Origin of the sequence: Psychroflexus torquis ATCC 700755 (genome assembly GCF_000153485.2) — a bacterium.
Classification (GTDB): domain Bacteria; phylum Bacteroidota; class Bacteroidia; order Flavobacteriales; family Flavobacteriaceae; genus Psychroflexus; species Psychroflexus torquis.
Window position 1 is genome coordinate 1,060,951 of record NC_018721.1, and the last position, 22,652, is coordinate 1,083,602.

Sequence of the window (22,652 nt, forward strand, 5' to 3'; positions counted from 1 at the left end):
TTAGTTAAACTAAGTTATTAATTACTCTACAGTAAAAATACCATTCATTAAAGCAACGTGACCAGGGAAACTACATATAAAATCGTAATCTCCTTTTTCAGGCGCTTGAAATGTAATTGTAGTCTTTTGACCACCACCTAGCATTTCAGTATGAACAATAATAACATCACTGTCTTCAGGTATGTAATCATTGTCTTTATATTCTAAAGCTTCTTGTCCAAACTCTTGAACATTTGTTCCTTTTTTTAACAAAACAAAATTGTGTCCCATAACTTCTTTTGGCAGTTTCCCTGCATGTTCGAACGTTAACACAACTTCATCACCAGCTGTAACCGTAATTTGGCTTTTATTATATTTCATTTGATCACTACCAGATAGATAAACTTCAGATATCCCTTCCTCTTTTACCTTTTCATTAGAACTGGAGTTGATCTTGATACTTTGTTTTTCCTCTGATTTTTTACTTTCCCCTCCACATCCTATTAAAAGGCTAGTAGATAAAAAAAGTAAAGCAAGTGTTTTTTTCATTTGATTTATTTTATCCTATTAATTATTTTAATTTGACTTATCTTTCTTCTATTGTTTTAAACTCACGTTTAACCTCACCTGTATAAACTTGCCTTGGTCTTCCGATAGGCTCATTTTGCAGACGCATTTCTTTCCATTGTGCAATCCATCCTGGAAGTCTTCCTAGTGCAAACATCACGGTAAACATAGAAGTTGGAATTCCAATCGCTCTATAGATAATTCCTGAATAAAAATCAACATTAGGGTAAAGTTTTCTTTCAATGAAATATTCATCATTTAGAGCTACTTCCTCTAAGCCTTTAGCTATTTCCAAAATGGGATCATCAATACCTAATTTAGCTAAAACTTCATCAGCAGCTTTCTTAATAATTTTTGCTCTAGGATCGAAATTTTTGTAAACTCTATGTCCAAATCCCATTAGTCGAAATGGATCATCTTTATCTTTAGCCTTTGCCATGTACTTTTGTACATCACCACCATCTGCTTGAATGGCTTCCAGCATTTCTATAACAGCTTGGTTAGCTCCTCCATGGAGTGGTCCCCACAATGCACTTATACCAGCTGAAATTGAAGCATATAAACTTGCGTGTGAAGATCCAACTACTCTTACCGTGGCAGTTGAGCAATTTTGCTCATGGTCTGCGTGAAGTATTAGTAATTTATCAAGCGCATTAGCTATAACAGGATCTACCTCATATTCTTCTGAAGGAACTGCGAACATCATTTTTAAGAAATTCGAACAATAATCTAAACTATTGTCAGGATAATTTGCCCTATGACCTACCTTATTCTTATATGCCCAAGCAGCCATAGTAGGCATCTTAGCTATAAGCCTTTTGACAGTTTGGTCTACTTCATTTGCAGATCTGTTTGGATCTAAAGATTCAGGATAAAATGCGGTTAATGAAGACACCAGAGAACATAGTACACCCATTGGATGGGAGTTGGATGGGAAACCATCAATTATGTTTTTAATATCCTCGTGAATTAAGGTATGGTATGTAATCTCTTTTTTATAAGATTCCAGTGCAGTTTTGTCTGGTAATTCACCATAAATTAATAGGTAAGAAACTTCTAAAAAACTTGCATTCTCTGCTAAATCTTCAATGGAGTAACCTCTGTATCTTAATATCCCTTTTTCACCATCTAAAAAAGTAATACTGCTAGAGGTTGACCCCGTATTCTTAAAACCACGATCTAGTGTAATGTAGCCTGTAGAGGCTCTTAAAGAGCTTATATCTATGGCCTTTTCATTTTCACTACCCGTAACTATTGGAAGCTCAATTTTTTTTCCATCTAAAATTAATTCCGCTTTATCTGACATTTTATAATTGTTTAATTCAGTATGCAAATTAAGGTATAAAGATGCGATTACAAAATTTGGTTTATTAAATATATGTGAAGCTATTGAAGATAATATTGAACATATTCAATTTTGATTCCTGAAAGTGTAAAAGAGTCTTATTTTATCTTCAAATTACTAAAATATTGACGGATGTAGAAATACTAATTTAGCTTTTATAATATAAAGAACCAGTTTGCCTTAAAAAAAATAACCAAACCCTTTTTAACAGGTTTGGTTATTTTAGAAAAAAATTCAAAAGGGATAATTTAGACTTGTCATTATATTTGAATCTTGAACGCATTGAGTTGTGGGAAATAAGCATTATCCCCTAACTCCTCTTCTATTCTAATAAGTTGATTATATTTTGCCATCCTGTCACTTCTAGACGCAGATCCTGTTTTGATTTGCCCTGTGGACAAGGCTACAGCTAAATCTGCTATAGTATTGTCTTCTGTTTCACCCGATCTGTGAGACATAACCGACGTATAACCAGCATTATGAGCCATATTAACTGCGGCAATAGTCTCTGTTAAGGTTCCTATTTGATTTACTTTGATAAGAATTGAGTTTGCTATGTTGTTTTCAATACCTTTCTTTAAACGTTGAACGTTAGTCACAAATAAATCATCGCCGACCAGTTGTACTTTTTTACCAATCTTTTCGGTTAAAATTTTCCAACCTTCCCAATCGTCCTCATCCATTCCATCTTCTATAGAAATAATAGGATAATTTTCTGATAGTTCAGTTAAGTAACTAGCCTGCTCTTCGGAAGTCATTACTTTAGCGGAGTCTCCTTCAAACTTCTTATAGTTATATTTTCCGTCTTCATAAAATTCAGCTGCCGCACAATCTAAAGCAATCATGACTTCATCTCCGAATTTGTAGCCTGCATTTTCAACAGCTAGTTTAATGGAGTCAAGAGCATCCTCTGTTCCTTCTAATTTTGGAGCAAAACCACCTTCATCACCAACAGCTGTACTTAAGTTTCTGTCTTTTAAAACTTTTTTAAGGTGATGAAAAATTTCGGTCCCCATCTTTAGGGCATGAGTAAAACTCTCTGCTTTTACGGGCATGACCATAAATTCTTGAAAAGCAATAGGAGCGTCACTATGTGAACCCCCATTAATAATATTCATCATTGGAACGGGGAGAGTATTTGTAGAAACACCACCTATATATCTATAAAGAGGCAAATTCAATTCATTTGCAGCAGCCTTAGCTGCAGCAAGAGATACTCCTAAAATTGCATTAGCTCCAAGTTTTGATTTATTATCCGTACCGTCTAAATCAATCATGATTTGATCAATTTCAGATTGTTCAAATACTGAAATCCCTAATAATCGATCTGCGATTGTTGTATTTACATTTTCTATGGCTTTCGACACCCCTTTACCCATGTAATCTTTGCCACCGTCTCTTAACTCCACGGCTTCATGAACTCCAGTTGATGCTCCAGATGGAACGGCAAACCTCCCCAAGGTGCCAGTTTCAGTGATTACATCTACCTCTAAAGCTGGATTCCCTCTAGAATCGAATATTTGCCTTGCATGTATGTCTAAAATAGCGCTCATAATTTATTTATTTGTTTATCGCAATTTAAGAAATAATCACTAAATTATTTGAAAAGTTGATTCTTATTTGAATGATAGCCAGCTACAACGTTAGAGTTAAATATAATTTAAGAAACATATTTAAATCAATCTTACTAAAGATCACGTTAAAGTTATTACTATTTAAAACTGCACGAGGCGAGCCTCTGTATATTTAAGAAATAATAAAATAGAAAACTATGAAAAATTTGAAAATTCAATTGGTATTGGTAATGAGTGTTATTATGACAACACTGAGTTACGGTCAGACTAAAATGGAAGTGAGTACAGAGATGTCTCCTTCAAAAAACATTGTAGAAACTGCCGTAGATTCTGAAGTTCACACTACTTTAGTAGCTGCTATTAAAGCTGCGGATCTTGTTGAAACTCTATCAAGTGATGGGCCTTTTACTGTATTTGCACCTACTAATACTGCTTTTGGAAATTTACCTGAAGGAACGGTAGAAACTTTGCTAAAACCAGAAAATATAAAACAATTACAAGCAGTTTTGACCTACCACGTTATCGCTGGCAAATTTAGCGCAAGCGATGTTGTTGCTGCAATTAAAAAAGGCGAAGGGAAAGTGGAGCTTAAAACTGTAAATGGCGGTATGATTACTGCGATGCTTGACGGTAAAAGCGTAAAAATTAAAGATTCTAAAGGAAACGTCGCTACGGTAACAATTGTGGATTTAGATCAATCTAACGGTGTTATCCACGTTATAGACACAGTACTTTTACCATAATTAATTCATTACCTTTAAGATAAAAAGTGGGCCAGATGGCCCACTTTTTTTATACTGAAACATGTTCAGAAGACATCATTACAAAAAATTCGTCAAACAAATAGCTAGCATCATTAGGACCGGGACCAGCTTCTGGGTGATACTGTACAGAAAAACAAGGCTTGCCCTTCACTTTGATACCGGCTATAGAATGATCATTTAAATGCATATGTGAAATTTCAACTTTGTCATTGAACTCTGTAGACTTCTTGTCTATCGTAAATCCATGATTTTGAGAAGTAACCTCGCTCTTACCAGAAACTAAGTTGAGAACGGGATGATTTATCCCTCTATGACCATTATGCATTTTAAGGGTTGGTATTCCAACAGACAGGGCAATAACTTGATGCCCAAGACAAATACCAAAGGTAGGAATGGCATTACTGATGCATTTCTTAGCTAAGTTGATAGCAGAAGTTAAAGGTTCTGGATCACCGGGACCGTTAGAAAGTAATATACCTTTAGGATTCCATTCGATCAACTCCTCGTAAGTGGAGTTGTAAGGAAAAACCTTTATGTATGCCCCTCTAGCTTCAAGACGCCTTAAAATATTTTTCTTCACCCCTAAATCTAAGACAGCGACTCTAAAATCAGATAATTTATCGCCTAACGTATATCCTGTTTTTGTAGATACTGAAGAAGCAAGTTCTAAACCTTTCATAGAAGGATGGTTTGCTAATTCGGCTTTAAGAACCTCCAAATTTTCGACGTCGGAAGAAATGATAGCATTCATTGCACCATGCGTTCTGATGTGTGAGACCAATGCTCTTGTATCTACATCAAAAACAACTGGGAGATCTGCTTCACCTAAAAATTCTTCTAAACTAGAGTCAGAATTAACTCGGGAAGGCGCGAATGAAAAATTCTTACAAACCAAGCCAGAAATCTTAACACCATCAGATTCACTTTCGTCGACGTTTACCCCATAATTACCAATATGGGCATTTGTGGTCACCATGATTTGTCCAAAATAAGAGGGATCTGTAAATATTTCTTGATAGCCTGTCATTCCAGTATTAAAACAGATCTCACCCGATCTATTGGAATCAAACTTTACTGAAGATTGACCTTTAAATACTGTTCCATCAGCTAGTAAAATAACTGCAGGACTTTTTAAGTTGTATTTCATATGTATAGATTTAAAAAAAGGGATAAACTAATGAAAGTTTATCCCTTTGATTTTACAAAAAAATGCTGAAGTTATTAGGCCTCATCTGTTTTAGAATCTGAATTATCAGTAGTTTCTACTTGATTCTCTTCTTTTCCTTTTTTACCAGAACGTCTAGTAGATTTCTTCTTAGCTTGTTTCTTACCAGGTGTATATACCTCGTTAAAGTCTACAAGCTCAATCATTGCCATTTCTGCAGCATCACCAAGTCTGTTACCAAGTTTGATGATACGAGTATAACCTCCAGGTCTTTCTCCAACCTTAGGCGCTACTTCTCTAAAAAGTTCAGCTACCATGTATTTATCCTTCAATTTGGAAAAAACCAAACGACGGTTATGGGTAGTATCAGTTTTAGATTTGGTAACTAATGGTTCTACATATTGTCTTAGAGCTTTAGCTTTAGCAACAGTAGTGTTTATTCTTTTATGCTCAATTAGGGAACAAGCCATGTTTGAAAGCATAGCTTTCCTATGTGAGGATGTTCTCCCTAAGTGATTTAATTTCTTTCTATGTCTCATGATTAATGTATTTTGTACTTAACAAATTTAGTCTTTGTCAAGTTTATATTTAGAAAGGTCCATACCGAAGTCAAGTCCTTTATTTTCTACAAGTTCTTCTAGCTCAGTAAGTGATTTTTTACCGAAGTTTCTAAACTTCATCAAGTCACTTTTGTTATGAGAAACCAAATCGCCTAAAGTCTCAACTTCTGCGGCTTTTAAACAATTCAAAGCACGAACAGATAAATCAAGATCTACAAGTTTAGTTTTGAGTAATTGTCTCATGTGAAGAGATTCTTCATCATAAGTCTCAGCTTGTGACATTTCTTCTGTTTCAAGTGTAATACGCTCATCAGAGAAAAGCATAAAGTGATGAATCAGTGTTTTCGCAGCTTCAGTAAGAGCATCTTTTGGATGGATAGAACCATCACTGATAATTTCGAAAATTAATTTCTCATAATCAGTTTTTTGTTCAACCCTAAAGTTTTCAATACTATATTTTACATTTTTAATAGGTGTAAAAACAGAATCTGTAAAAATGGTTCCAATAGGAGCTTTTGAAGTTTTGTTTTCTTCAGCAGGAACATATCCCCTACCCTTTTGAACAGTAAGCTCAAGGTTAAGAGAAACTTTCTTGTCCATAGTACAAATTTCAAGATCTGGGTTTAAGATATCAAAGCCTGTAAGGTACTTCTGAAAGTCACCTGCAGTCATTTTATCATTACCGGAAAAAGAGATAGAAACCGTTTCGTTGTCTACATCTTCAGCTCTTTTCTTAAATCTGATTTGTTTAAGGTTCAATATCATTTCGGTAACGTCTTCGACGACACCTTCTATTGTTGAAAACTCGTGATCAACACCTTCAATTCGTACTGAAGTGATAGCGAATCCTTCAAGGGATGATAACAAAACTCTACGAAGAGCGTTACCGACAGTTAGACCATAACCTGGTTCTAAGGGTCTAAACTCGAAAGTCCCCTCAAAATCAGTCGAATCTATCATGATAACTTTATCGGGCTTCTGAAAATTAAATAATGCCATAAATGTGAGTGTTGTCAGTTATTATTTAGAGTATAATTCAACGATGAATTGCTCATTAATTTTTTCTGGAATCTGTGATCTTTCTGGAACTTTTACAAAAGTCCCTTGCATTTTCTCACTATTCCAAGTCATCCATTCGTTAACAGATTTATTGTTGGATAAAGACTCTTGAACCACGTTAAGTGATTTAGATTTTTCTCTAATACTAACAACATCATTTGGTTTAATTTGGTAAGAAGGAATGTTTACTAACTGACCATTTACAGTAATATGTTTGTGGGAAACTAGTTGTCTAGCACCACTTCTTGTAGGTGCAATCCCTAGTCTATAAGTAACGTTATCAAGTCTAGATTCACATAACTGCAATAATATCTCACCTGTAATACCAGTGGATCTATTCGCTTTACTAAACATATTACGGAATTGCTTTTCTAAAATACCGTAGGTATATTTAGCCTTTTGCTTTTCCATGAGTTGCACTGCATACTCAGATTTTTTACCTCTTCTCCTGTTGTTACCATGTTGGCCAGGAGGATAATTTCTTTTTTCGAAAGATTTGTCGTCACCAAAAATGGATTCGCCAAATTTTCTAGCTATTTTAGTTTTGGGACCGGTATATCTTGCCATTGTCTTGTATTTAATTTACTCTATTATGAATTAAGGTCTTATCCTTCGATAATAGTATCAATTGATTTATATAATTAGACTCTTCTTCGTTTTGGTGGTCTACAACCATTATGTGGTATTGGAGTTACATCAATAATTTCAGTAACTTCTATACCTGAGTTATGTAAAGATCTGATGGCGGATTCTCTTCCGTTACCAGGACCTTTTACATAAACTTTTACTTTACGTAAACCAGCTTCGTGAGCAACTTTACTCGCATCTTCAGCAGATAATTGTGCAGCATAAGGGGTATTCTTTTTACTACCTCTAAAGCCCATCTTACCAGAAGATGACCATGAAATAACATCGCCCTTTTTGTTGGTTAACGAAACGATGATGTTATTGAAAGAGGCAGAAATATGAGCTTCGCCATATGCATCTACAATTACTTTACGCTTTTTTGTTGATGATTTTGCCATTGTTAATTATTATTTAGTTACTTTTTTCTTATTAGCAACTGTTTTTCTTCGTCCTTTTCTTGTACGAGAGTTGTTTTTGGTTCTTTGACCTCTTAATGGTAAACCAGATCTATGTCTAATACCTCTATAACATCCAATATCCATCAATCTTTTGATGTGAATTTGAACTTGAGATCTCAATTCTCCTTCGATAGTATTTTTACCGACTTCATCTCTAATCTTACCGATTTGATCATCATTCCAATCTGAAACTTTGATACTTTCGTCTACACCGGCTTCTTTGAGAACTTTCTTAGCTCTACTGTTACCGATTCCGAAGATATAGGTTAAAGCTATAACTCCTCTTTTTTGTTTTGGTATATCTACACCTGCAATTCTAGCCATAATTAACCTTGTCTTTGTTTGAATTTAGGATTTTTCTTATTGATGACATAAAGACGTCCTTTTCTACGAACTATCTTACAATCAGAACTTCTTTTCTTTATTGATGCTCTAACTTTCATAATATTTAGTATCTGTAAGTTATTCGAGCCTTAGTTAAATCGTAAGGACTCATTTCTAATTTTACTTTATCGCCAGGTAATAATTTTATGTAATGCATTCTCATTTTACCAGATATGTGAGCAGTAACAATATGCTCATTTTCAAGTTCCACACGAAACATCGCATTAGACAGTGCTTCTATAATTGTACCGTCTTGTTCTATTGAGGGTTGTTTTGCCATATTATGCGACTGCTTTTCTATTTTTACCAGATTTCATTAATCCATCGTAATGTCTATTCAAAAGGTATGAGTTTACTTGTTGTATAGTATCGATTGCAACTCCTACCATAATCAATAATGAAGTTCCACCAAAGAATAAACCCCATCCTTGCTGTACATTAAGTAATGAAACAATTACTGCAGGAAAAACTGCAATAAGGGCTAAAAATATAGATCCAGGTAATGTGATTTGAGACATTACTCTATCTAAATATTCAGACGTTTCTGATCCAGGACGAATGCCTGGAATAAAACCACCACTACGCTTTAGATCATCAGCCATTTTATTGGTAGGAACCGTTATTGCCGTATAGAAATAAGTAAACACAATAATTAAGATTCCAAACACTAAGCTATACCAGAATCCAAACATATTTTGGAATGCTGCTGTAATACCTTGGGCCATTTCAGAATCTGAAAGACCTGCAACAGCTGCTGGAATAAACATAATAGCCTGAGCAAATATAATAGGCATTACTCCTGAAGCATTAAGCCTAAGGGGTATAAATTGTCTAGCACCTCCAACTGAAGCCTTTTCAAATTTACCTGAAGCGTTCTTCCTTGCATATTGAACAGGAATTTGTCTTACCGCTCTTACTAACATCACGGCTGCTAAGATGATAACGAACCAAATAACCAATTCAATTAGTATTAAGATTAAACCACCATTAGATTCAGTAACTCTAGATATAAATTCTTGAATAAAAGCTTGAGGTAAGGTTGCAATAATACCAACCATAATTAAAAGTGAAATTCCATTACCAATACCTTTATCTGTAATTTTCTCACCTAACCACATTGCAAAAATACAACCTGTAGTAAGAATTATAACAGAGGATACCACGAAGGTGAAAGTACTATCCATTAAGAAGGCGGAGGAAGGAAGTATATTATATAAATTAATAATATATCCAGGTCCTTGCACCAATGTGATAGCAATGGTTAACCAACGCGTGATCTGAGTAATTTTCTTTCTACCACTATCGCCTTCCTTCTGTAATTTTTGAAGATACGGAATAGCTATAGTCATCAACTGGACTACAATAGACGCAGAGATATATGGCATAATTCCTAAAGCAAAAACTGAAGCGTTAGAAAAAGCACCACCTGTAAAAGCATTTAATAAACCCAAAATACCACCGTCTGTCTGGTTAGAAAGACTAGCTAACTGAGCTGCATCGATCCCAGGCAAAACAATTTGTGCACCAAATCTATACACCAATAACAAACCAAGAGTAAGAAGAATTCTATTCTTCAACTCCTCAATTTTCCAGATATTCTTTAATGTTTCAAAAAACTTCATATGGTAGTTAGTTAAGTAGTGATAGCTTCTCCTCCAGCTGCTTCAATTGCTAATTTTGCAGAAGCGGAAAATTTGTGAGCAGAAACTTTCAATTTAGCTTTCAATTCACCTCTACCTAAAACTTTAAGGGGAAGGTTTTTATTGACTTGATCCATGCTGTGTAAAATATCAAAATCAATAGAATCTGTAATCAATTTATGATCCACAAGTTCTTGAAGACGATCCAAATTAATGGTTTGATATTCTACTCTATTAGGATTTGTAAATCCGAATTTAGGAACTCGTCTTTGAAGTGGCATTTGACCACCTTCAAATCCAATTTTTCTCGAGTAACCTGAACGGGATTTAGCACCTTTATGTCCTCTACCAGCAGTACCACCGTTTCCAGTCGCCTGACCTCTACCAAGTCTTTTGGTAGTGGTTTTAACGGAACCTCTGGCAGGTTTTAAATTATGTAATTCCATAGTTTTAGTTTATTTCTTGTACAGAAACTAAATGTTTAACTTTATTAACCATTCCCATTAAAGAACTTGATACGTCAAATTCGTTAGAGTGGCCAATTTTTCTTAAACCCATAGCCTCTAATGTAAGCTTTTGGTTTTTTGGACGCTTAATAGCGCTCTTGGTTTTAGTAACTTTAATTCTAGCCATAATAATGTATCTTAACCATTAAATAATTTCTCGAGGGTAATTCCTCTTTGTTTAGCTATTTGATCTGCACCTCTTAATTTAAGTAAGGCATCAAAAGTAGCCTTTACCATATTGTGAGGATTAGAAGATCCTTGGTTTTTAGATAGTACATCGTGAACACCAACAGCTTCTAAAACCATACGTGTAGGTCCACCAGCTATAACACCGGTACCTGCAGAAGCTGGTAATAAAAATACTCTGGCACCACCATACTTACCTAACTGCTCGTGCGGTAAAGTAGATTTGTGTAAAGGAATTCTAACTAAGTTTTTCTTAGCATCTTCTACACCTTTAGAGATAGCGTCAGCAACTTCCTTGGATTTACCCAATCCGTGACCAACTACTCCATTTTCATCACCTACTACAACAATAGCAGAGAATCCAAAAGCTCTACCACCTTTAGTGACTTTAGTAACTCGTTGAACTCCTACTAGACGATCTTTAAGATCTAATCCACCAGGTTTTACAGTTTCAACGTTTTTATAATCTTGATACATATTTTTAGAATTTTAAGCCTCCCTTACGAGCACCTTCGGCTAATGATTTAACTCTACCGTGGTATAAATAACCACTCCTATCGAAAGAAATTGAATCAATCTTCTTATCCAAAGCCTTTTTGGCTATGGCCTCACCAACAATAACAGAAGCTTCGCTTTTTGTTTTGTTAGCAACGTCAATTCCTTTATCTCTTGATGATGCAGATGCAACTGTTATTGCATTTACATCGTCAATCAATTGCGCATAGATCTCGTTATTACTTCTGAATACGGAAAGTCTTGGTTTTACTGGAGTACCAGTAATAGTCTTTCTTATACGCTTGCGTATCTTGTGTCTTCTTTTTTCTTTAGAAAATCCCATAATTAAGCTGATTTACCTGCTTTTCTTCTTATATATTCACCAACATATTTAATACCTTTTCCTTTATAAGGTTCTGGTCTTCTAAATGAACGAATTTTAGCAGCGACTTGTGAAACAAGTTGTTTGTCAAATGACGTTAATTTTATAATTGGATTCTTACCTTTTTCTGAAATAGTTTCGAGTTGTACTTCAGACGCTAAATTTAAAACAATGTTATGAGAAAAACCAACGGCGATATCTAATTTTTGACCTTGATTGGTAGCTCTGTAACCAACTCCAACAAGTTCTAATTCTTTAGTAAAACCTTTAGTAACTCCTTCTATCATATTAAACACTAGAGATCTATAAAGACCATGCTTAGCTTTATGTGTTTTTTTATCGGAAGGTCTTTCAAAAAATATTTCATTATCCTCTATCTTGACCGTAATTTCTTGGAAAGTTTGTTTCAACTCACCAAGCTTACCCTTTACTGTTATAGTATCGACTGTTAAGTCGACTGTAACACCATCTGGAATACTAATTGGACTGTAACCTATTCTTGACATAATTTTTGTCTTTTTAAATTAGTATACGTAACAAAGAATTTCACCTCCAACATGTTCTCTCTGAGCTTGTCTTCCTGTCATAACTCCATTAGAAGTTGATACAATTGAAATTCCTAAGCCATTTAAGACTCTAGGGATTTCCTCGGAACCGGAATACTTTCTCAAACCAGGTCTACTCACTCTCTGTAATTTTTTGATTACCGGATCGTTTGTAAACTTATCATATTTTAAAGCTATCTTAATAACACCTTGATTATCGGCATCAATAAACTTATAACTTAAAATATATCCCTGATCGAACAAAATTTTTGTGATCTCCTTTTTTAGGTTAGAAGCCGGTATTTCAACAACTCTGTGAGTGGCCAAAACTGCGTTTCTAACTCTAGTTAAATAATCTGCAACTGGATCAATATTCATTTTATTGCACTTTTTAAATTAATTACCAACTTGCTTTTTTTACCCCTGGAATAAGACCTTGATTAGCCATTTCTCTAAAAGTAACTCGAGAAAGACCAAATTGTCTCATATATCCCTTAGGTCTACCTGTAAGCTTACATCGGTTATGCATTCTCACAGGAGAAGCATTCTTAGGTAGTTTTTGTAAACCTTCAAAATCTCCAGCTTCTTTCAAAGCTTTTCTTTTTTCGGCGTATTTTTCAACCGTTTTCTGGCGTTTCACCTCACGGGCTTTCATTGATTCTTTTGCCATAATTATTTCTTTTTAAATGGTAATCCCAATTCAGTCAATAATGATTTTGCCTCTTGATCAGTATCTGCTGATGTGACAAAACTTATATCCATCCCTTGAATTCTATTCACTCTATCAATGTTTATTTCCGGAAAGATTATTTGCTCAATAATACCTAAGTTGTAATTTCCTCTTCCATCAAATCCATCTGATTTGATACCGCTGAAATCTCTTACTCGTGGTAAAGCTGAAGTGATTAATCTATCCAAAAATTCATACATTCTATATCCACGTAAAGTTACTTTAACACCTATAGGCATTCCCTTTCTTAATTTGAAAGAGGCAACATCCTTTTTTGATATAGTCTGAACAGCTTTCTGACCTGTAATTGTTGAAAACTCTTCGATAGAATGATCTATCAATTTTTTATCAGCAATTGCAGCACCAACACCTCTACTTAAAACTATTTTTTTAAGTCTTGGCACCTCCATAGGATTGGAATAACTAAACTCTTCACGAAGAGCAGGAAGTATTTTGCTGTTATATTCTTCTTTTAATCTTGGTACGTAACTCATAATTAAATAGCTTCATTGGTTTTCTTAGCAACTCTAATCCTTTTGCCATCTTCAACTTTAGTACCTAATCTTGTACTCTTACCTTCTTTAGTGATAAGAGATAAATTAGACATGTGGATTGGGGCTTCTTTCTTAGTAATTCCACCTTGTGGATTAGTTGCAGAGGGCTTTTGATGTTTAGAAATCATGTTGATTGCTTCAACAATAGCCTTTTCTTTTTTAACAAGTATATCAAGTATCTTACCTTCTTGTCCTTTATGATCACCAGCAATTACTCTTACTTGATCACCTTTTTTTATTCTACTTCTTTTCATAATGATAGATTAAAGCACCTCTGGTGCAAGTGAAACAATTTTCATAAACTGATTCTCACGAAGTTCTTTGGCAACTGGACCAAATACACGTGTTCCTCTCATCTCTCCTGTAGGGTTTAATAAAACGCAGGCATTGTCGTCGAAGCGGATGTAAGATCCATCTGGACGTCTTACCTCTTTACTTGTTCTAACAACCACGGCTGTAGAAACAGCACCTTTTTTAATATTACCATTGGGAGTTGCTTCTTTAACGCTGACTACAACTTTATCGCCAACAGAAGCATATCGCCTATTCGTACCACCAAGGACACGAATAACTAAAACTTGCTTAGCACCAGTGTTATCTGCTACTCTTAATCTTGATTCTTGTTGTACCATAGTTATTTAGCTCTTTCAATTATATCAACCAATCTCCAACGTTTTGTTTTGCTGAGAGGTCTGGTTTCCATAATTCTTACGGTATCACCGTCGTTACAGTCATTCTTTTCGTCATGCACAACATACTTTTTCGTTTTCAAAACGAACTTACCATACATTGGATGCTTTATTTTCTTGACTTCAGAAACGACAATGGACTTATCCATTTTGTTGCTTGTCACAACACCGATACGTTCTTTTCTTAAATTTCTTTTTTCCATTGTAAGTAGAATTAATCTAATTCTCTTTTTGTGATTTCGGTAGCGATTCTCGCAATTGATCTTCTAACTTTTTTAATTTCAGAAGGGTTTTCTAAAGGAGAAAGCACGTGAGTCATTTTCAAATCGGACAACTTTGTCTTATTATTTGTTAATTCTTCATATAATTCTTCTACCGAAAGTTCTTTTACTTCAGATTGTCTCATCTTTATTTATTCTTGATAATCTCTAGCGACTATAAATTTTGTTTTAACAGGTAATTTTTGAGCTGCTAATCTTAGTGCTTCTTTTGCAACACTATGAGGAACACCCCCGATTTCAAATAAAATACGACCAGGCTGAACAACAGCTGCCCAATATTCTACAGAACCTTTTCCTTTACCCATACGGACTTCAAGAGGCTTTTTAGTGATAGGTTTGTCTGGAAAAATCTTGATCCAGATAGAACCTTCTCTTTTCATGTAGCGAGTTGCTGCGATACGTGAAGCCTCAATTTGTCTTGCAGTAACAAAAGAAGAATCTAAAGATTTAATTCCAAAAGTTCCATTTGAAAGTCTATGACCTCTTTGTGAGACCCCTTTCATACTTCCCTTTTGCTGCTTACGAAATTTTGTTCTTTTAGGCTGTAACATCTCTTATATTAATCTTTAATGATTATTTTCTACGACGAGCTTTAGGTCGTCTCGCTTTTCCTTTGGTGTCACTGTTAGCAAGGCCAACTAATGGAGATAACTCACGTTTTCCATATACTTCACCCTTCATGATCCATACTTTGATACCCAATCTACCATAAGTAGTGTGAGATTCAACCAATGCATAGTCAATGTCTGCTCTAAATGTGGACAAAGGAATACGTCCTTCTTTATAAGTTTCAACTCGAGCCATTTCTGCTCCGTTTAAACGTCCAGATACTTGAATTTTAATACCTTCAGCATTCATTCTTATAGCTGCTGCAATTGCCATTTTTGTAGCTCTTCTGTAAGAAATTCTGTTTTCAACTTGTCGTGCCACACTGGTAGCAACAAGAAAGGCATCTAATTCAGGTCTCTTGATCTCAAAGATGTTGACCTGGACTTCCTTATCCGTAATGTTTTTGAGTTCTTCTTTTAACTTGTCTACTTCCTGACCACCTTTCCCAATAATAATACCGGGTCTTGCAGTAGTAATAGTAACGGTTACAAGTTTAAGCGTACGCTCAATAATTACGCGCGAAACACTAGCTTTAGTTAAACGAGCATGGATATACTTTCTAATCTTGTGATCTTCTGCAAGATTATCACCGTAATCGTTACCTCCGTACCAGTTGGACTCCCATCCTTTAATGATACCAAGTCTATTGCCGATTGGATTTGTTTTTTGTCCCATAGTCTATCTAGCTTTCAGTGTTAATTTTTTCTCCTAGTATAAGAGTGACATGATTTGAACGTTTACGTATTCTATGTGCACGGCCTTGTGGGGCTGGGCGAAGACGTTTTAACATACTGCCACTATCTACTTTAATTTCCTTTATAAAAACTCTAGCTTGCTCTAAATCTGCATCCTCATTTTTGGCTTGCCAGTTGGCAATAGCAGAAAGAACTAACTTCTCTAATCTACCTGATGCAATTTTAGTACTAAACTTTAGTATTTGCAATGCATGAGCAACATCTTTACCTCTAACCAAATCGGCTACTAACCTCATTTTACGGGGTGAGGTTGGACAATTATTCAATTTTGCAATAGCAAGTTGACTTTTTTCCTCTTTAAGCATTTCTGCTTTATTTCTTTTTCTTACTCCCATTGTTCAATTATTTTTTTCCTTTATTCTTTGAACCCTGATGACCACGAAAAGTACGAGTTGGAGAAAATTCTCCAAGCTTGTGACCTACCATGTTTTCTGTAATAAAAACAGGTACAAATTGTCTACCGTTGTGGACACCAAAAGTCTGACCAACGAAATCAGGAGTAATGGTGGAGGCTCTAGACCATGTTTTGATCACAGACTTTTTACCTGAATCTAGGTTCTGAGCAACTTTTTTATCTAATTTATAATGGACAAAAGGTCCTTTCTTTAATGAACGTGCCATATCTTATTTCTTTTTACGTTCTATGATGTGCTTATTACTAGGCTTAGTCTTAGAACGTGTTTTAAATCCTTTAGCTGGAATACCATTTCTTGATCTTGGATGACCACCTGAAGACTTACCTTCACCTCCACCCATTGGGTGATCAACTGGGTTCATCACAACAGGTCTTGTTCTTGGTCTTCTACCCAACCATCTACTTCTACCAGCTTTACCAGATATAGTTAACTGGTGATCACTGTTCGATACAGCACCTACGGTGGCTATACATGCAGACAATATCATTCTGGTCTCACCAGAAGGAAGCTTAATCGTTACGTACTTACCATCTTTGGCCATCAATTGTGCAAAAGTACCTGCACTACGAGCCATAACAGCTCCTTGTTCAGGTCTTAATTCTACACAAGAAATTATGGTTCCAAAAGGGATTTGAGATAGTGGCATTGCATTCCCTATTTCAGTAGGAACATTAGAAAGACCAGAAACAATTTTCTGACCCACTTTAATTCCACTGGGAGCAACGATATATCTTTTCTCTCCATCCTCATAATTCAATAAAGCGATGAAAGCTGTTCTATTAGGATCGTATTCCACAGTCATGACTTCAGCTTGGATATCTTTCTTATCTCTTTTGAAATCAATAATTCTGTAACGTTTTTTATGACCACCACCAATATAGCGCATAGTCATTTTCCCTTGATTATTTCTACCACCGGAACGTTTACGAGAGGCAAGCAAAGATTTCTCAGGCTTGCTAGCAGTAATGGCATCAAAGCCATTAGCAACCTTAAATCTCTGTCCTGGTGTATTTGGTTTTATTTTTTTAACCGACATGTTTTAAGCTTATAGATTACTATACAAATCAATTGTTTCTCCTTCAGCTACTTTAATAATAGCCTTTTTGTATGCGGATGTTTTTCCAGTCACCATTCCCGTTTTTGTATAACGAGATTTGATTTTTGGAATAACATTCAACGTACGCACTCCTTCAACCGTAACGCCATAAGCGGACTCAACAGCCTCCTTTATTTGGATTTTGTTAGCATTACGATTTACAGCAAAAGTAAAAGCATTTCTTAATTCGCTTTCATTTGTTGCCTTCTCTGTAATAATTGGTTTTACCAAGATGTCCATAGCTATTATTTGTTGAGATTATTTTGTAATTCATCTAATCTGCTTTCGGAAATTAATAAAAAGTTGCTGTTCATGATATTGTAAGTGTTTAATTCTGAAACATTTACAACTTTAGCAGTTTTCAAATTACGGGACGATAAATATACATTTTTATTCGACTCATCCAAGACTATCAAAGACTTTTTGTCTCTAATGTTCAGGTTATCAAGAAGGTTTAAAAACTCTTTTGTCTTCGGAGCTTCAAATCCAAAATCTTCAACAATCATCAACTGATTGTTTTTAAGTTTTTGGGAGAGAACAGTCTTTCTCGCAAGACGCTTAAGCTTCTTGTTTAATTTGAAATGATAATCTCTAGGTCTAGGACCAAATACGCGACCACCACCTCTAAAAATAGGAGATTTAATGCTACCTGCACGAGCTGTACCCGTTCCTTTTTGCTTCTTGATCTTTCTTGTACTACCAACGATCTCCGCTCTCTCTTTTGCTTTATGCGTTCCTTGGCGTTTATTAGCCAAGTGCTGCTTTACATCAAGATAAACAACGTGATCATTAGGTTCCAATCCAAAAACAGATTCGGAGAGTTCGACCTCTCTACCTGTTTCTTTTCCTTTTATATCTAATACTGATACTTTCATTACTTCTGAATAGTTACATAAGTGTTGTTATGTCCAGGAACACAGCCCTTGATAACGATCAAGTTCTTTTCTGGAACCACTTTCAACACTCTTAGATTTTGAACTTTTACTTTTTGACTTCCCATTTGTCCACCCATTTTCATTCCTTTGAAAATACGAGCTGGATATGAGGCAGCACCTACAGAACCTGGAGCTCTCAACATACTTTGTTGGCCGTGTGTTCGTTGTGAACCTGCAAAGCCATGACGTTTTACAACTCCTTGGAATCCTTTACCTTTAGATGTAGCACTTACGTCTACAAATTCATTTTCTTTAAATAAGTCTACTGTGATGTGATCACCTAACTTATACTCTTCTTTGAATCCCTGGAATTCAATGACTTTTCTTTTGACAGAACTACCAGCTTTCTTAAAGTGACCTAAGTCTGCTTTAGTGGCGTTTTTGTCTGATTTGTCATCGAAACCAAGTTGAAGCGCTTCATACCCGTCAACCTCGTTGGTTCTGACTTGGGTAACTACACATGGTCCAGCCTCTATAACGGTACATGGAATATTCTTTCCATTCTCATCGAAGATGCTAGTCATGCCGATTTTTTTTCCTATTAACCCAGACATAATTGATTTTTGATTATTACTATTTATTTAAAAAAAATTCAGGCCCGAAAAAAACGTTCGACCTGAATGTATTTTTCCTCCGTTTTTCCCTCGTCAAATGCTCGGGACATGTTACCCTAAACCTAGTTTAGGATTTGTTATTGGAAAGTTACATTAAGTATCTTCCCAATATTTAGATTAAACCTTGATCTCTACTTCTACACCACTTGGTAACTCAAGCTTCATCAAAGCATCGATAGTTTTTGATGAAGAGCTATAAATATCTAATAATCGCTTAAAAGAATCTAATTGAAATTGCTCTCTCGCTTTCTTGTTAACGTGTGGAGATCTTAATACAGTAAAGATTTTACGTTGCGTAGGTAATGGAATTGGTCCAGTAACCACAGCACCAGTTGTCTTAACTGTCTTGACAATTTTCTCAGCAGACTTATCCACTAAGTTATAGTCATATGATTTTAGTTTAATTCTTATTTTTTGACTCATAATAAGTTCTAGTTATTCGTTTAAACCTTTAGCACTTTTGATTACTTTCTCAGAAATACTCGAAGGTGTTTCTTCAAATTTTAAAAATTCCATTGTGGATGTTGCGCGTCCTGATGATAAAGTTCTTAAAGTGGTCACATAACCAAACATTTCAGAAAGTGGTACGTCAGCTTTGATAATTTTCGCACCAGATCTGTCCGACATGTCATTAACTTGACCTCTTCTTCGGTTCAAATCCCCAACAATATCTCCCATGTTCAATTCTGGAGTCACAACTTCTACTTTCATAATAGGCTCTAAAACAATAGCTCCCGAAGCTTTTGCAGCTGACTTATAACCAAGCTTTGCAGCAAGTTCAAAAGAAAGTTGATCGGAATCTACAGGGTGGAAAGATCCGTCCAAAAGAGTCACTTTTAATGTATCCATTCTAAATCCAGCAAGAGGACCATTCTTCATGGCTTCCGTAAATCCTTTTTCTACAGCAGGAACGAATTCTTTAGGAATTCTACCTCCTTTAATTTTATCGATAAATTGTAAACCAGCACCTTCAAAATCTTCATCAACAGGTCCCATTTCAAAAAGGATATCAGCAAACTTACCACGACCACCAGATTGCTTTTTGTAAACTTCTCTATGGTTTGCAGTTTTAGTTACAGCTTCTTTATATTCAACTTGAGGCTCACCTTCGTTAACTTCAACATTAAATTCACGTTTTAAACGATCCACAAGAATTTCAATATGAAGCTCACCCATACCAGATATAATTGTTTGGCCTGAAACTTCATCAGTCTTCACTTTAAAAGTAGGGTCTTCTTCTGCGAGTTTACCTAAAGCAACGTTTAGTTTTTCAACATCAGCTTTGGTTTTAGGCTCAACAGCTATACCAATAACTGGCTCTGGAAACGACATAGATTCCAGAACAAGTGGATTTTTAAGATTTGTAAGTGTATCACCAGTCTTGATGTCCTTAAAACCTACAGCGGCACCAATATCTCCAGCTTCAATATAATCAATTGGCTCTTGTTTATTGGAGTGCATTTGATACATTCTTGAAATGCGTTCTTTTTTACCGGAACGGTTATTCAATACGTATGAACCTGCTTCTAGTCTACCTGAATACGCTCTAAAAAAGGCTAAACGACCTACGAAAGGATCTGTAGCAATTTTAAATGCTAAAGCTGAAAAAGGAGAATCAACATGAGGCTTTCTAGTTTCAACTTCACCTGTATCAGGATTGTGTCCTTCAATAGCTTCAACATCTACAGGAGATGGAAGATATCTCATTACGGCATCAAGCATAGCCTGAACACCTTTATTTTTAAAAGCGGAACCGCACATCATGGGTATGATAGACATATCGATAGTTGCAGCTCTTAAAGCAGCAATAATCTCATCTTCGCTAATTGAGCTTTCATCTTCGAAAAACTTCTCCATCAACTGATCGTCATACTCAGCAACAGCTTCAACTAGTTCAGTTCTATATTTTGTTACTTCAGCTTCTAACTCAGCAGGAATATCAATTTCTTCATAAGTCATACCGAAGTCCTCTTCATTCCAGATAATTGCTTTCTTAGAAATTAAGTCAACAACGCCTTTAAAATCAATTTCGTCACCAATTGGTACTTGTAGGGGTACAGGATTACCTCCTAACATCTCTTTAACTTGCGTACACACGTTAAAGAAATTTGCCCCTTGTCTATCCATTTTATTAACGAAACCAAGACGTGGTACTTTATATTTATCAGCCTGTCTCCAAACAGTTTCAGATTGTGGCTCAACACCATCAACTGCGCTGAACAAAGCAACAACACCATCCAAAACTCTCAAGGAACGCTCTACTTCAACCGTGAAGTCAACGTGACCTGGTGTATCGATGATATTAACCATATAATCTTGTTCCCTATATAGCCATGTACAATGTGTCGCTGCAGATGTAATAGTAATTCCTCTTTCCTGCTCCTGCTCCATCCAATCCATAGTGGCTGCGCCATCATGAACCTCACCTATCTTATGACTTATACCGGTATAATATAGAATCCGCTCAGTAGTCGTTGTTTTACCAGCGTCAATGTGAGCAGCAATCCCTATATTTCTAGTAAATTTTAAATCTCTTTGTGCCATTATTTAGAATCTAAAATGTGAGAATGCTTTATTGGCTTCAGCCATTTTATGTGTATCTAAGCGTTTTTTAACTGCTGCACCTTCTTCTTTCGCAGCTGCCATAGACTCACCAGCTAATTTAGCTGCCATAGTTTTTTCATTTCGCTTTCTAGAATAACCTATCAACCATTTCATAGCAATAGATATTTTTCTATCTGGTCTTATTTGAGAAGGTATCTGAAAAGTAGCACCTCCTACACGTCTACTTCTTACTTCAACGTGGGGCATTACATTAGATAATCCTTCTTTCCAAATTTCTAAAGCGGATTTTTCATCATCCTGCTTTTTCTCTTCAATGATATCCATTGCATCATAAAAGATTTTGAAAGCAATTGATTTTTTTCCGTCCCACATCATCATATTCACAAATCGGGTTACCAATTGATCGTGAAATTTTGGATCTGGAAGTATAGGACGTTTCTTGGCCTGTCTTTTTCTCATTTCTTTACTTTAACTCTGATTATTTTTTAGGTCTCTTAGCACCATACTTAGATCTGCGCTGCAGACGGCCTTCTACTCCTGCTGTATCTAAAGCACCACGAACAATATGATACCTTACACCAGGTAAATCTTTAACTCTCCCGCCTCTAACTAATACTATCGAATGCTCCTGTAGATTATGTCCTTCACCTGGAATGTATGCGTTTACTTCCTTACCATTTGTTAATCTAACACGAGCAACTTTACGCATTGCTGAATTAGGTTTTTTTGGTGTAGTTGTGTAAACTCGCGTACAAACTCCACGTCTTTGAGGACAAGAATCTAAAGCCGCCGATTTGCTCTTCTTAGTCATCTTGCGTCTTCCTTTTCTTACTAACTGTGAAATTGTTGGCATAGTTTTACTTGAATTGTTTAAAAAAACTCTTATTTTTAAGGTTTGCAAATGTAAATATATAATTTTAAATAACAAATTATAATTGATTAATTTTCAGCAATTAAGACATTTCAGATTTCTTACGCTCCTCATTATTAAACAATCCAATTCAACATTGCAAAATCAGACATACACTTCGCCTATAAAAATCGTTTGTATATCTATGCAATTACAAAAATAACCTAGACCTCTGCAGCAAAATGCTAAAACTACTATTTACTTTTTTATGCGTTGTGGGTCTTACTTTTTATTCACACAGCCAAACAATACACTTACAAGT

37 protein-coding genes are annotated in these 22,652 nt (G+C 35.5%); 1 reads left to right on the forward strand and 36 read right to left on the reverse strand.

What is annotated here, in order from left to right; all coding sequences use genetic code 11:
• Positions 1–21 precede the first annotated feature (21 nt).
• From azu to eno, 3 genes are all read right to left on the reverse strand, one after another.
• Positions 22–528 (reverse strand): azurin, encoded by a 507-nt coding sequence (azu, locus tag P700755_RS04575; RefSeq protein ID WP_015023569.1) that lies wholly within the window; start codon positions 526–528, stop codon positions 22–24.
• 37 nt (positions 529–565) lie between these two features.
• Positions 566–1,852 (reverse strand): citrate synthase, encoded by a 1,287-nt coding sequence (locus P700755_RS04580; protein ID WP_015023570.1) that lies wholly within the window; start codon positions 1,850–1,852, stop codon positions 566–568.
• Between the two features lie 299 nt (positions 1,853–2,151).
• Positions 2,152–3,444, reverse strand: a complete 1,293-nt coding sequence (gene eno / locus P700755_RS04585; RefSeq protein WP_015023571.1) for a phosphopyruvate hydratase — start codon at positions 3,442–3,444, stop codon at positions 2,152–2,154.
• A gap of 218 nt (positions 3,445–3,662) precedes the next feature.
• On the opposite strand from eno, the gene P700755_RS04590 reads away from it, so the two are divergent.
• Positions 3,663–4,208 (forward strand): fasciclin domain-containing protein, encoded by a 546-nt coding sequence (locus P700755_RS04590; RefSeq protein WP_015023572.1) that lies wholly within the window; start codon positions 3,663–3,665, stop codon positions 4,206–4,208.
• A 49-nt stretch (positions 4,209–4,257) separates the two neighbouring features.
• Here the strand turns inward: P700755_RS04590 and carA are convergent, their stop codons facing one another.
• From carA to rpsL, 33 genes are all read right to left on the reverse strand, one after another.
• Positions 4,258–5,376 carry a glutamine-hydrolyzing carbamoyl-phosphate synthase small subunit gene (carA, locus tag P700755_RS04595; RefSeq protein WP_015023573.1) on the reverse strand — a complete coding sequence of 373 codons (1,119 nt, stop codon included), beginning with the start codon at positions 5,374–5,376 and terminating at the stop codon, positions 4,258–4,260.
• Between the two features lie 74 nt (positions 5,377–5,450).
• A complete protein-coding gene (gene rplQ / locus P700755_RS04600) occupies positions 5,451–5,933 on the reverse strand; it encodes a 50S ribosomal protein L17 (protein WP_015023574.1) in 483 nt (160 codons plus the stop codon).
• 27 nt (positions 5,934–5,960) lie between these two features.
• Entirely contained in the window at positions 5,961–6,953 is a 993-nt protein-coding gene (locus P700755_RS04605; protein WP_015023575.1) for a DNA-directed RNA polymerase subunit alpha, read from the reverse strand.
• A gap of 21 nt (positions 6,954–6,974) precedes the next feature.
• Positions 6,975–7,580, reverse strand: a complete 606-nt coding sequence (gene rpsD, locus P700755_RS04610; protein WP_015023576.1) for a 30S ribosomal protein S4 — start codon at positions 7,578–7,580, stop codon at positions 6,975–6,977.
• A gap of 74 nt (positions 7,581–7,654) precedes the next feature.
• Positions 7,655–8,038 carry a 30S ribosomal protein S11 gene (gene rpsK / locus P700755_RS04615; protein WP_015023577.1) on the reverse strand — a complete coding sequence of 128 codons (384 nt, stop codon included), beginning with the start codon at positions 8,036–8,038 and terminating at the stop codon, positions 7,655–7,657.
• Positions 8,039–8,047: 9 nt separating this feature from the next.
• Complete coding sequence (gene rpsM / locus P700755_RS04620) at positions 8,048–8,422, reverse strand: 30S ribosomal protein S13 (RefSeq protein WP_015023578.1); 375 nt, start codon at positions 8,420–8,422, stop codon at positions 8,048–8,050.
• Between the two features lie 2 nt (positions 8,423–8,424).
• Complete coding sequence (gene ykgO, locus P700755_RS19080; protein WP_003442659.1) at positions 8,425–8,541, reverse strand: type B 50S ribosomal protein L36; 117 nt, start codon at positions 8,539–8,541, stop codon at positions 8,425–8,427.
• Between the two features lie 5 nt (positions 8,542–8,546).
• Positions 8,547–8,762 carry a translation initiation factor IF-1 gene (gene infA, locus P700755_RS04625; protein ID WP_003442661.1) on the reverse strand — a complete coding sequence of 72 codons (216 nt, stop codon included), beginning with the start codon at positions 8,760–8,762 and terminating at the stop codon, positions 8,547–8,549.
• 1 nt (position 8,763) lies between these two features.
• A complete protein-coding gene (gene secY, locus P700755_RS04630; protein ID WP_015023579.1) occupies positions 8,764–10,104 on the reverse strand; it encodes a preprotein translocase subunit SecY in 1,341 nt (446 codons plus the stop codon).
• Between the two features lie 11 nt (positions 10,105–10,115).
• Positions 10,116–10,568: a 50S ribosomal protein L15 gene (gene rplO, locus P700755_RS04635; protein ID WP_015023580.1), complete on the reverse strand. Its 453-nt coding sequence runs from the start codon at positions 10,566–10,568 to the stop codon at positions 10,116–10,118.
• A gap of 4 nt (positions 10,569–10,572) precedes the next feature.
• Positions 10,573–10,755 (reverse strand): 50S ribosomal protein L30, encoded by a 183-nt coding sequence (gene rpmD / locus P700755_RS04640; protein ID WP_015023581.1) that lies wholly within the window; start codon positions 10,753–10,755, stop codon positions 10,573–10,575.
• 11 nt (positions 10,756–10,766) lie between these two features.
• Positions 10,767–11,291, reverse strand: a complete 525-nt coding sequence (rpsE, locus tag P700755_RS04645) for a 30S ribosomal protein S5 (protein WP_015023582.1) — start codon at positions 11,289–11,291, stop codon at positions 10,767–10,769.
• Positions 11,292–11,295: 4 nt separating this feature from the next.
• On the reverse strand, positions 11,296–11,652 hold the full coding sequence (rplR, locus tag P700755_RS04650) for a 50S ribosomal protein L18 (protein WP_015023583.1): 357 nt from the start codon (positions 11,650–11,652) through the stop codon (positions 11,296–11,298).
• Between the two features lie 2 nt (positions 11,653–11,654).
• Positions 11,655–12,197 (reverse strand): 50S ribosomal protein L6, encoded by a 543-nt coding sequence (rplF, locus tag P700755_RS04655; protein ID WP_015023584.1) that lies wholly within the window; start codon positions 12,195–12,197, stop codon positions 11,655–11,657.
• Between the two features lie 18 nt (positions 12,198–12,215).
• Complete coding sequence (gene rpsH / locus P700755_RS04660) at positions 12,216–12,614, reverse strand: 30S ribosomal protein S8 (RefSeq protein ID WP_015023585.1); 399 nt, start codon at positions 12,612–12,614, stop codon at positions 12,216–12,218.
• A gap of 22 nt (positions 12,615–12,636) precedes the next feature.
• Complete coding sequence (gene rpsN, locus P700755_RS04665) at positions 12,637–12,906, reverse strand: 30S ribosomal protein S14 (protein WP_015023586.1); 270 nt, start codon at positions 12,904–12,906, stop codon at positions 12,637–12,639.
• Positions 12,907–12,908: 2 nt separating this feature from the next.
• Positions 12,909–13,460 (reverse strand): 50S ribosomal protein L5, encoded by a 552-nt coding sequence (gene rplE / locus P700755_RS04670; protein ID WP_015023587.1) that lies wholly within the window; start codon positions 13,458–13,460, stop codon positions 12,909–12,911.
• A gap of 2 nt (positions 13,461–13,462) precedes the next feature.
• The gene (gene rplX, locus P700755_RS04675; protein WP_015023588.1) at positions 13,463–13,774 is read right to left on the reverse strand and encodes a 50S ribosomal protein L24; all 312 of its coding nucleotides are present in this window, start codon (positions 13,772–13,774) and stop codon (positions 13,463–13,465) included.
• A 9-nt stretch (positions 13,775–13,783) separates the two neighbouring features.
• The gene (gene rplN, locus P700755_RS04680; protein WP_003442681.1) at positions 13,784–14,152 is read right to left on the reverse strand and encodes a 50S ribosomal protein L14; all 369 of its coding nucleotides are present in this window, start codon (positions 14,150–14,152) and stop codon (positions 13,784–13,786) included.
• Positions 14,153–14,154: 2 nt separating this feature from the next.
• Complete coding sequence (rpsQ, locus tag P700755_RS04685) at positions 14,155–14,412, reverse strand: 30S ribosomal protein S17 (RefSeq protein WP_003442683.1); 258 nt, start codon at positions 14,410–14,412, stop codon at positions 14,155–14,157.
• Positions 14,413–14,423: 11 nt separating this feature from the next.
• On the reverse strand, positions 14,424–14,615 hold the full coding sequence (gene rpmC, locus P700755_RS04690; protein WP_015023589.1) for a 50S ribosomal protein L29: 192 nt from the start codon (positions 14,613–14,615) through the stop codon (positions 14,424–14,426).
• Positions 14,616–14,621: 6 nt separating this feature from the next.
• Positions 14,622–15,041, reverse strand: coding sequence for a 50S ribosomal protein L16 (gene rplP / locus P700755_RS04695; RefSeq protein ID WP_015023590.1), 420 nt, complete (start codon positions 15,039–15,041; stop codon positions 14,622–14,624).
• Positions 15,042–15,063: 22 nt separating this feature from the next.
• Complete coding sequence (rpsC, locus tag P700755_RS04700; protein WP_015023591.1) at positions 15,064–15,774, reverse strand: 30S ribosomal protein S3; 711 nt, start codon at positions 15,772–15,774, stop codon at positions 15,064–15,066.
• 7 nt (positions 15,775–15,781) lie between these two features.
• Positions 15,782–16,189 carry a 50S ribosomal protein L22 gene (gene rplV / locus P700755_RS04705; protein WP_015023592.1) on the reverse strand — a complete coding sequence of 136 codons (408 nt, stop codon included), beginning with the start codon at positions 16,187–16,189 and terminating at the stop codon, positions 15,782–15,784.
• 7 nt (positions 16,190–16,196) lie between these two features.
• On the reverse strand, positions 16,197–16,475 hold the full coding sequence (gene rpsS, locus P700755_RS04710) for a 30S ribosomal protein S19 (RefSeq protein WP_003442697.1): 279 nt from the start codon (positions 16,473–16,475) through the stop codon (positions 16,197–16,199).
• Positions 16,476–16,478: 3 nt separating this feature from the next.
• Complete coding sequence (gene rplB / locus P700755_RS04715; RefSeq protein ID WP_015023593.1) at positions 16,479–17,306, reverse strand: 50S ribosomal protein L2; 828 nt, start codon at positions 17,304–17,306, stop codon at positions 16,479–16,481.
• A gap of 9 nt (positions 17,307–17,315) precedes the next feature.
• Positions 17,316–17,606 (reverse strand): 50S ribosomal protein L23, encoded by a 291-nt coding sequence (rplW, locus tag P700755_RS04720; RefSeq protein WP_015023594.1) that lies wholly within the window; start codon positions 17,604–17,606, stop codon positions 17,316–17,318.
• Positions 17,607–17,611: 5 nt separating this feature from the next.
• Entirely contained in the window at positions 17,612–18,241 is a 630-nt protein-coding gene (rplD, locus tag P700755_RS04725) for a 50S ribosomal protein L4 (RefSeq protein ID WP_015023595.1), read from the reverse strand.
• Positions 18,241–18,855, reverse strand: coding sequence for a 50S ribosomal protein L3 (gene rplC / locus P700755_RS04730; protein ID WP_015023596.1), 615 nt, complete (start codon positions 18,853–18,855; stop codon positions 18,241–18,243). The genes rplD and rplC overlap by 1 nt, the downstream gene beginning before the upstream one ends.
• A 177-nt stretch (positions 18,856–19,032) precedes the next feature.
• Positions 19,033–19,338 carry a 30S ribosomal protein S10 gene (gene rpsJ / locus P700755_RS04735; RefSeq protein WP_003442714.1) on the reverse strand — a complete coding sequence of 102 codons (306 nt, stop codon included), beginning with the start codon at positions 19,336–19,338 and terminating at the stop codon, positions 19,033–19,035.
• A gap of 12 nt (positions 19,339–19,350) precedes the next feature.
• Entirely contained in the window at positions 19,351–21,459 is a 2,109-nt protein-coding gene (gene fusA / locus P700755_RS04740) for an elongation factor G (protein ID WP_015023597.1), read from the reverse strand.
• A gap of 3 nt (positions 21,460–21,462) precedes the next feature.
• A complete protein-coding gene (rpsG, locus tag P700755_RS04745) occupies positions 21,463–21,939 on the reverse strand; it encodes a 30S ribosomal protein S7 (protein WP_003442717.1) in 477 nt (158 codons plus the stop codon).
• A gap of 19 nt (positions 21,940–21,958) precedes the next feature.
• Positions 21,959–22,333, reverse strand: a complete 375-nt coding sequence (gene rpsL / locus P700755_RS04750) for a 30S ribosomal protein S12 (RefSeq protein WP_019039484.1) — start codon at positions 22,331–22,333, stop codon at positions 21,959–21,961.
• Positions 22,334–22,652: the final 319 nt, after the last annotated feature.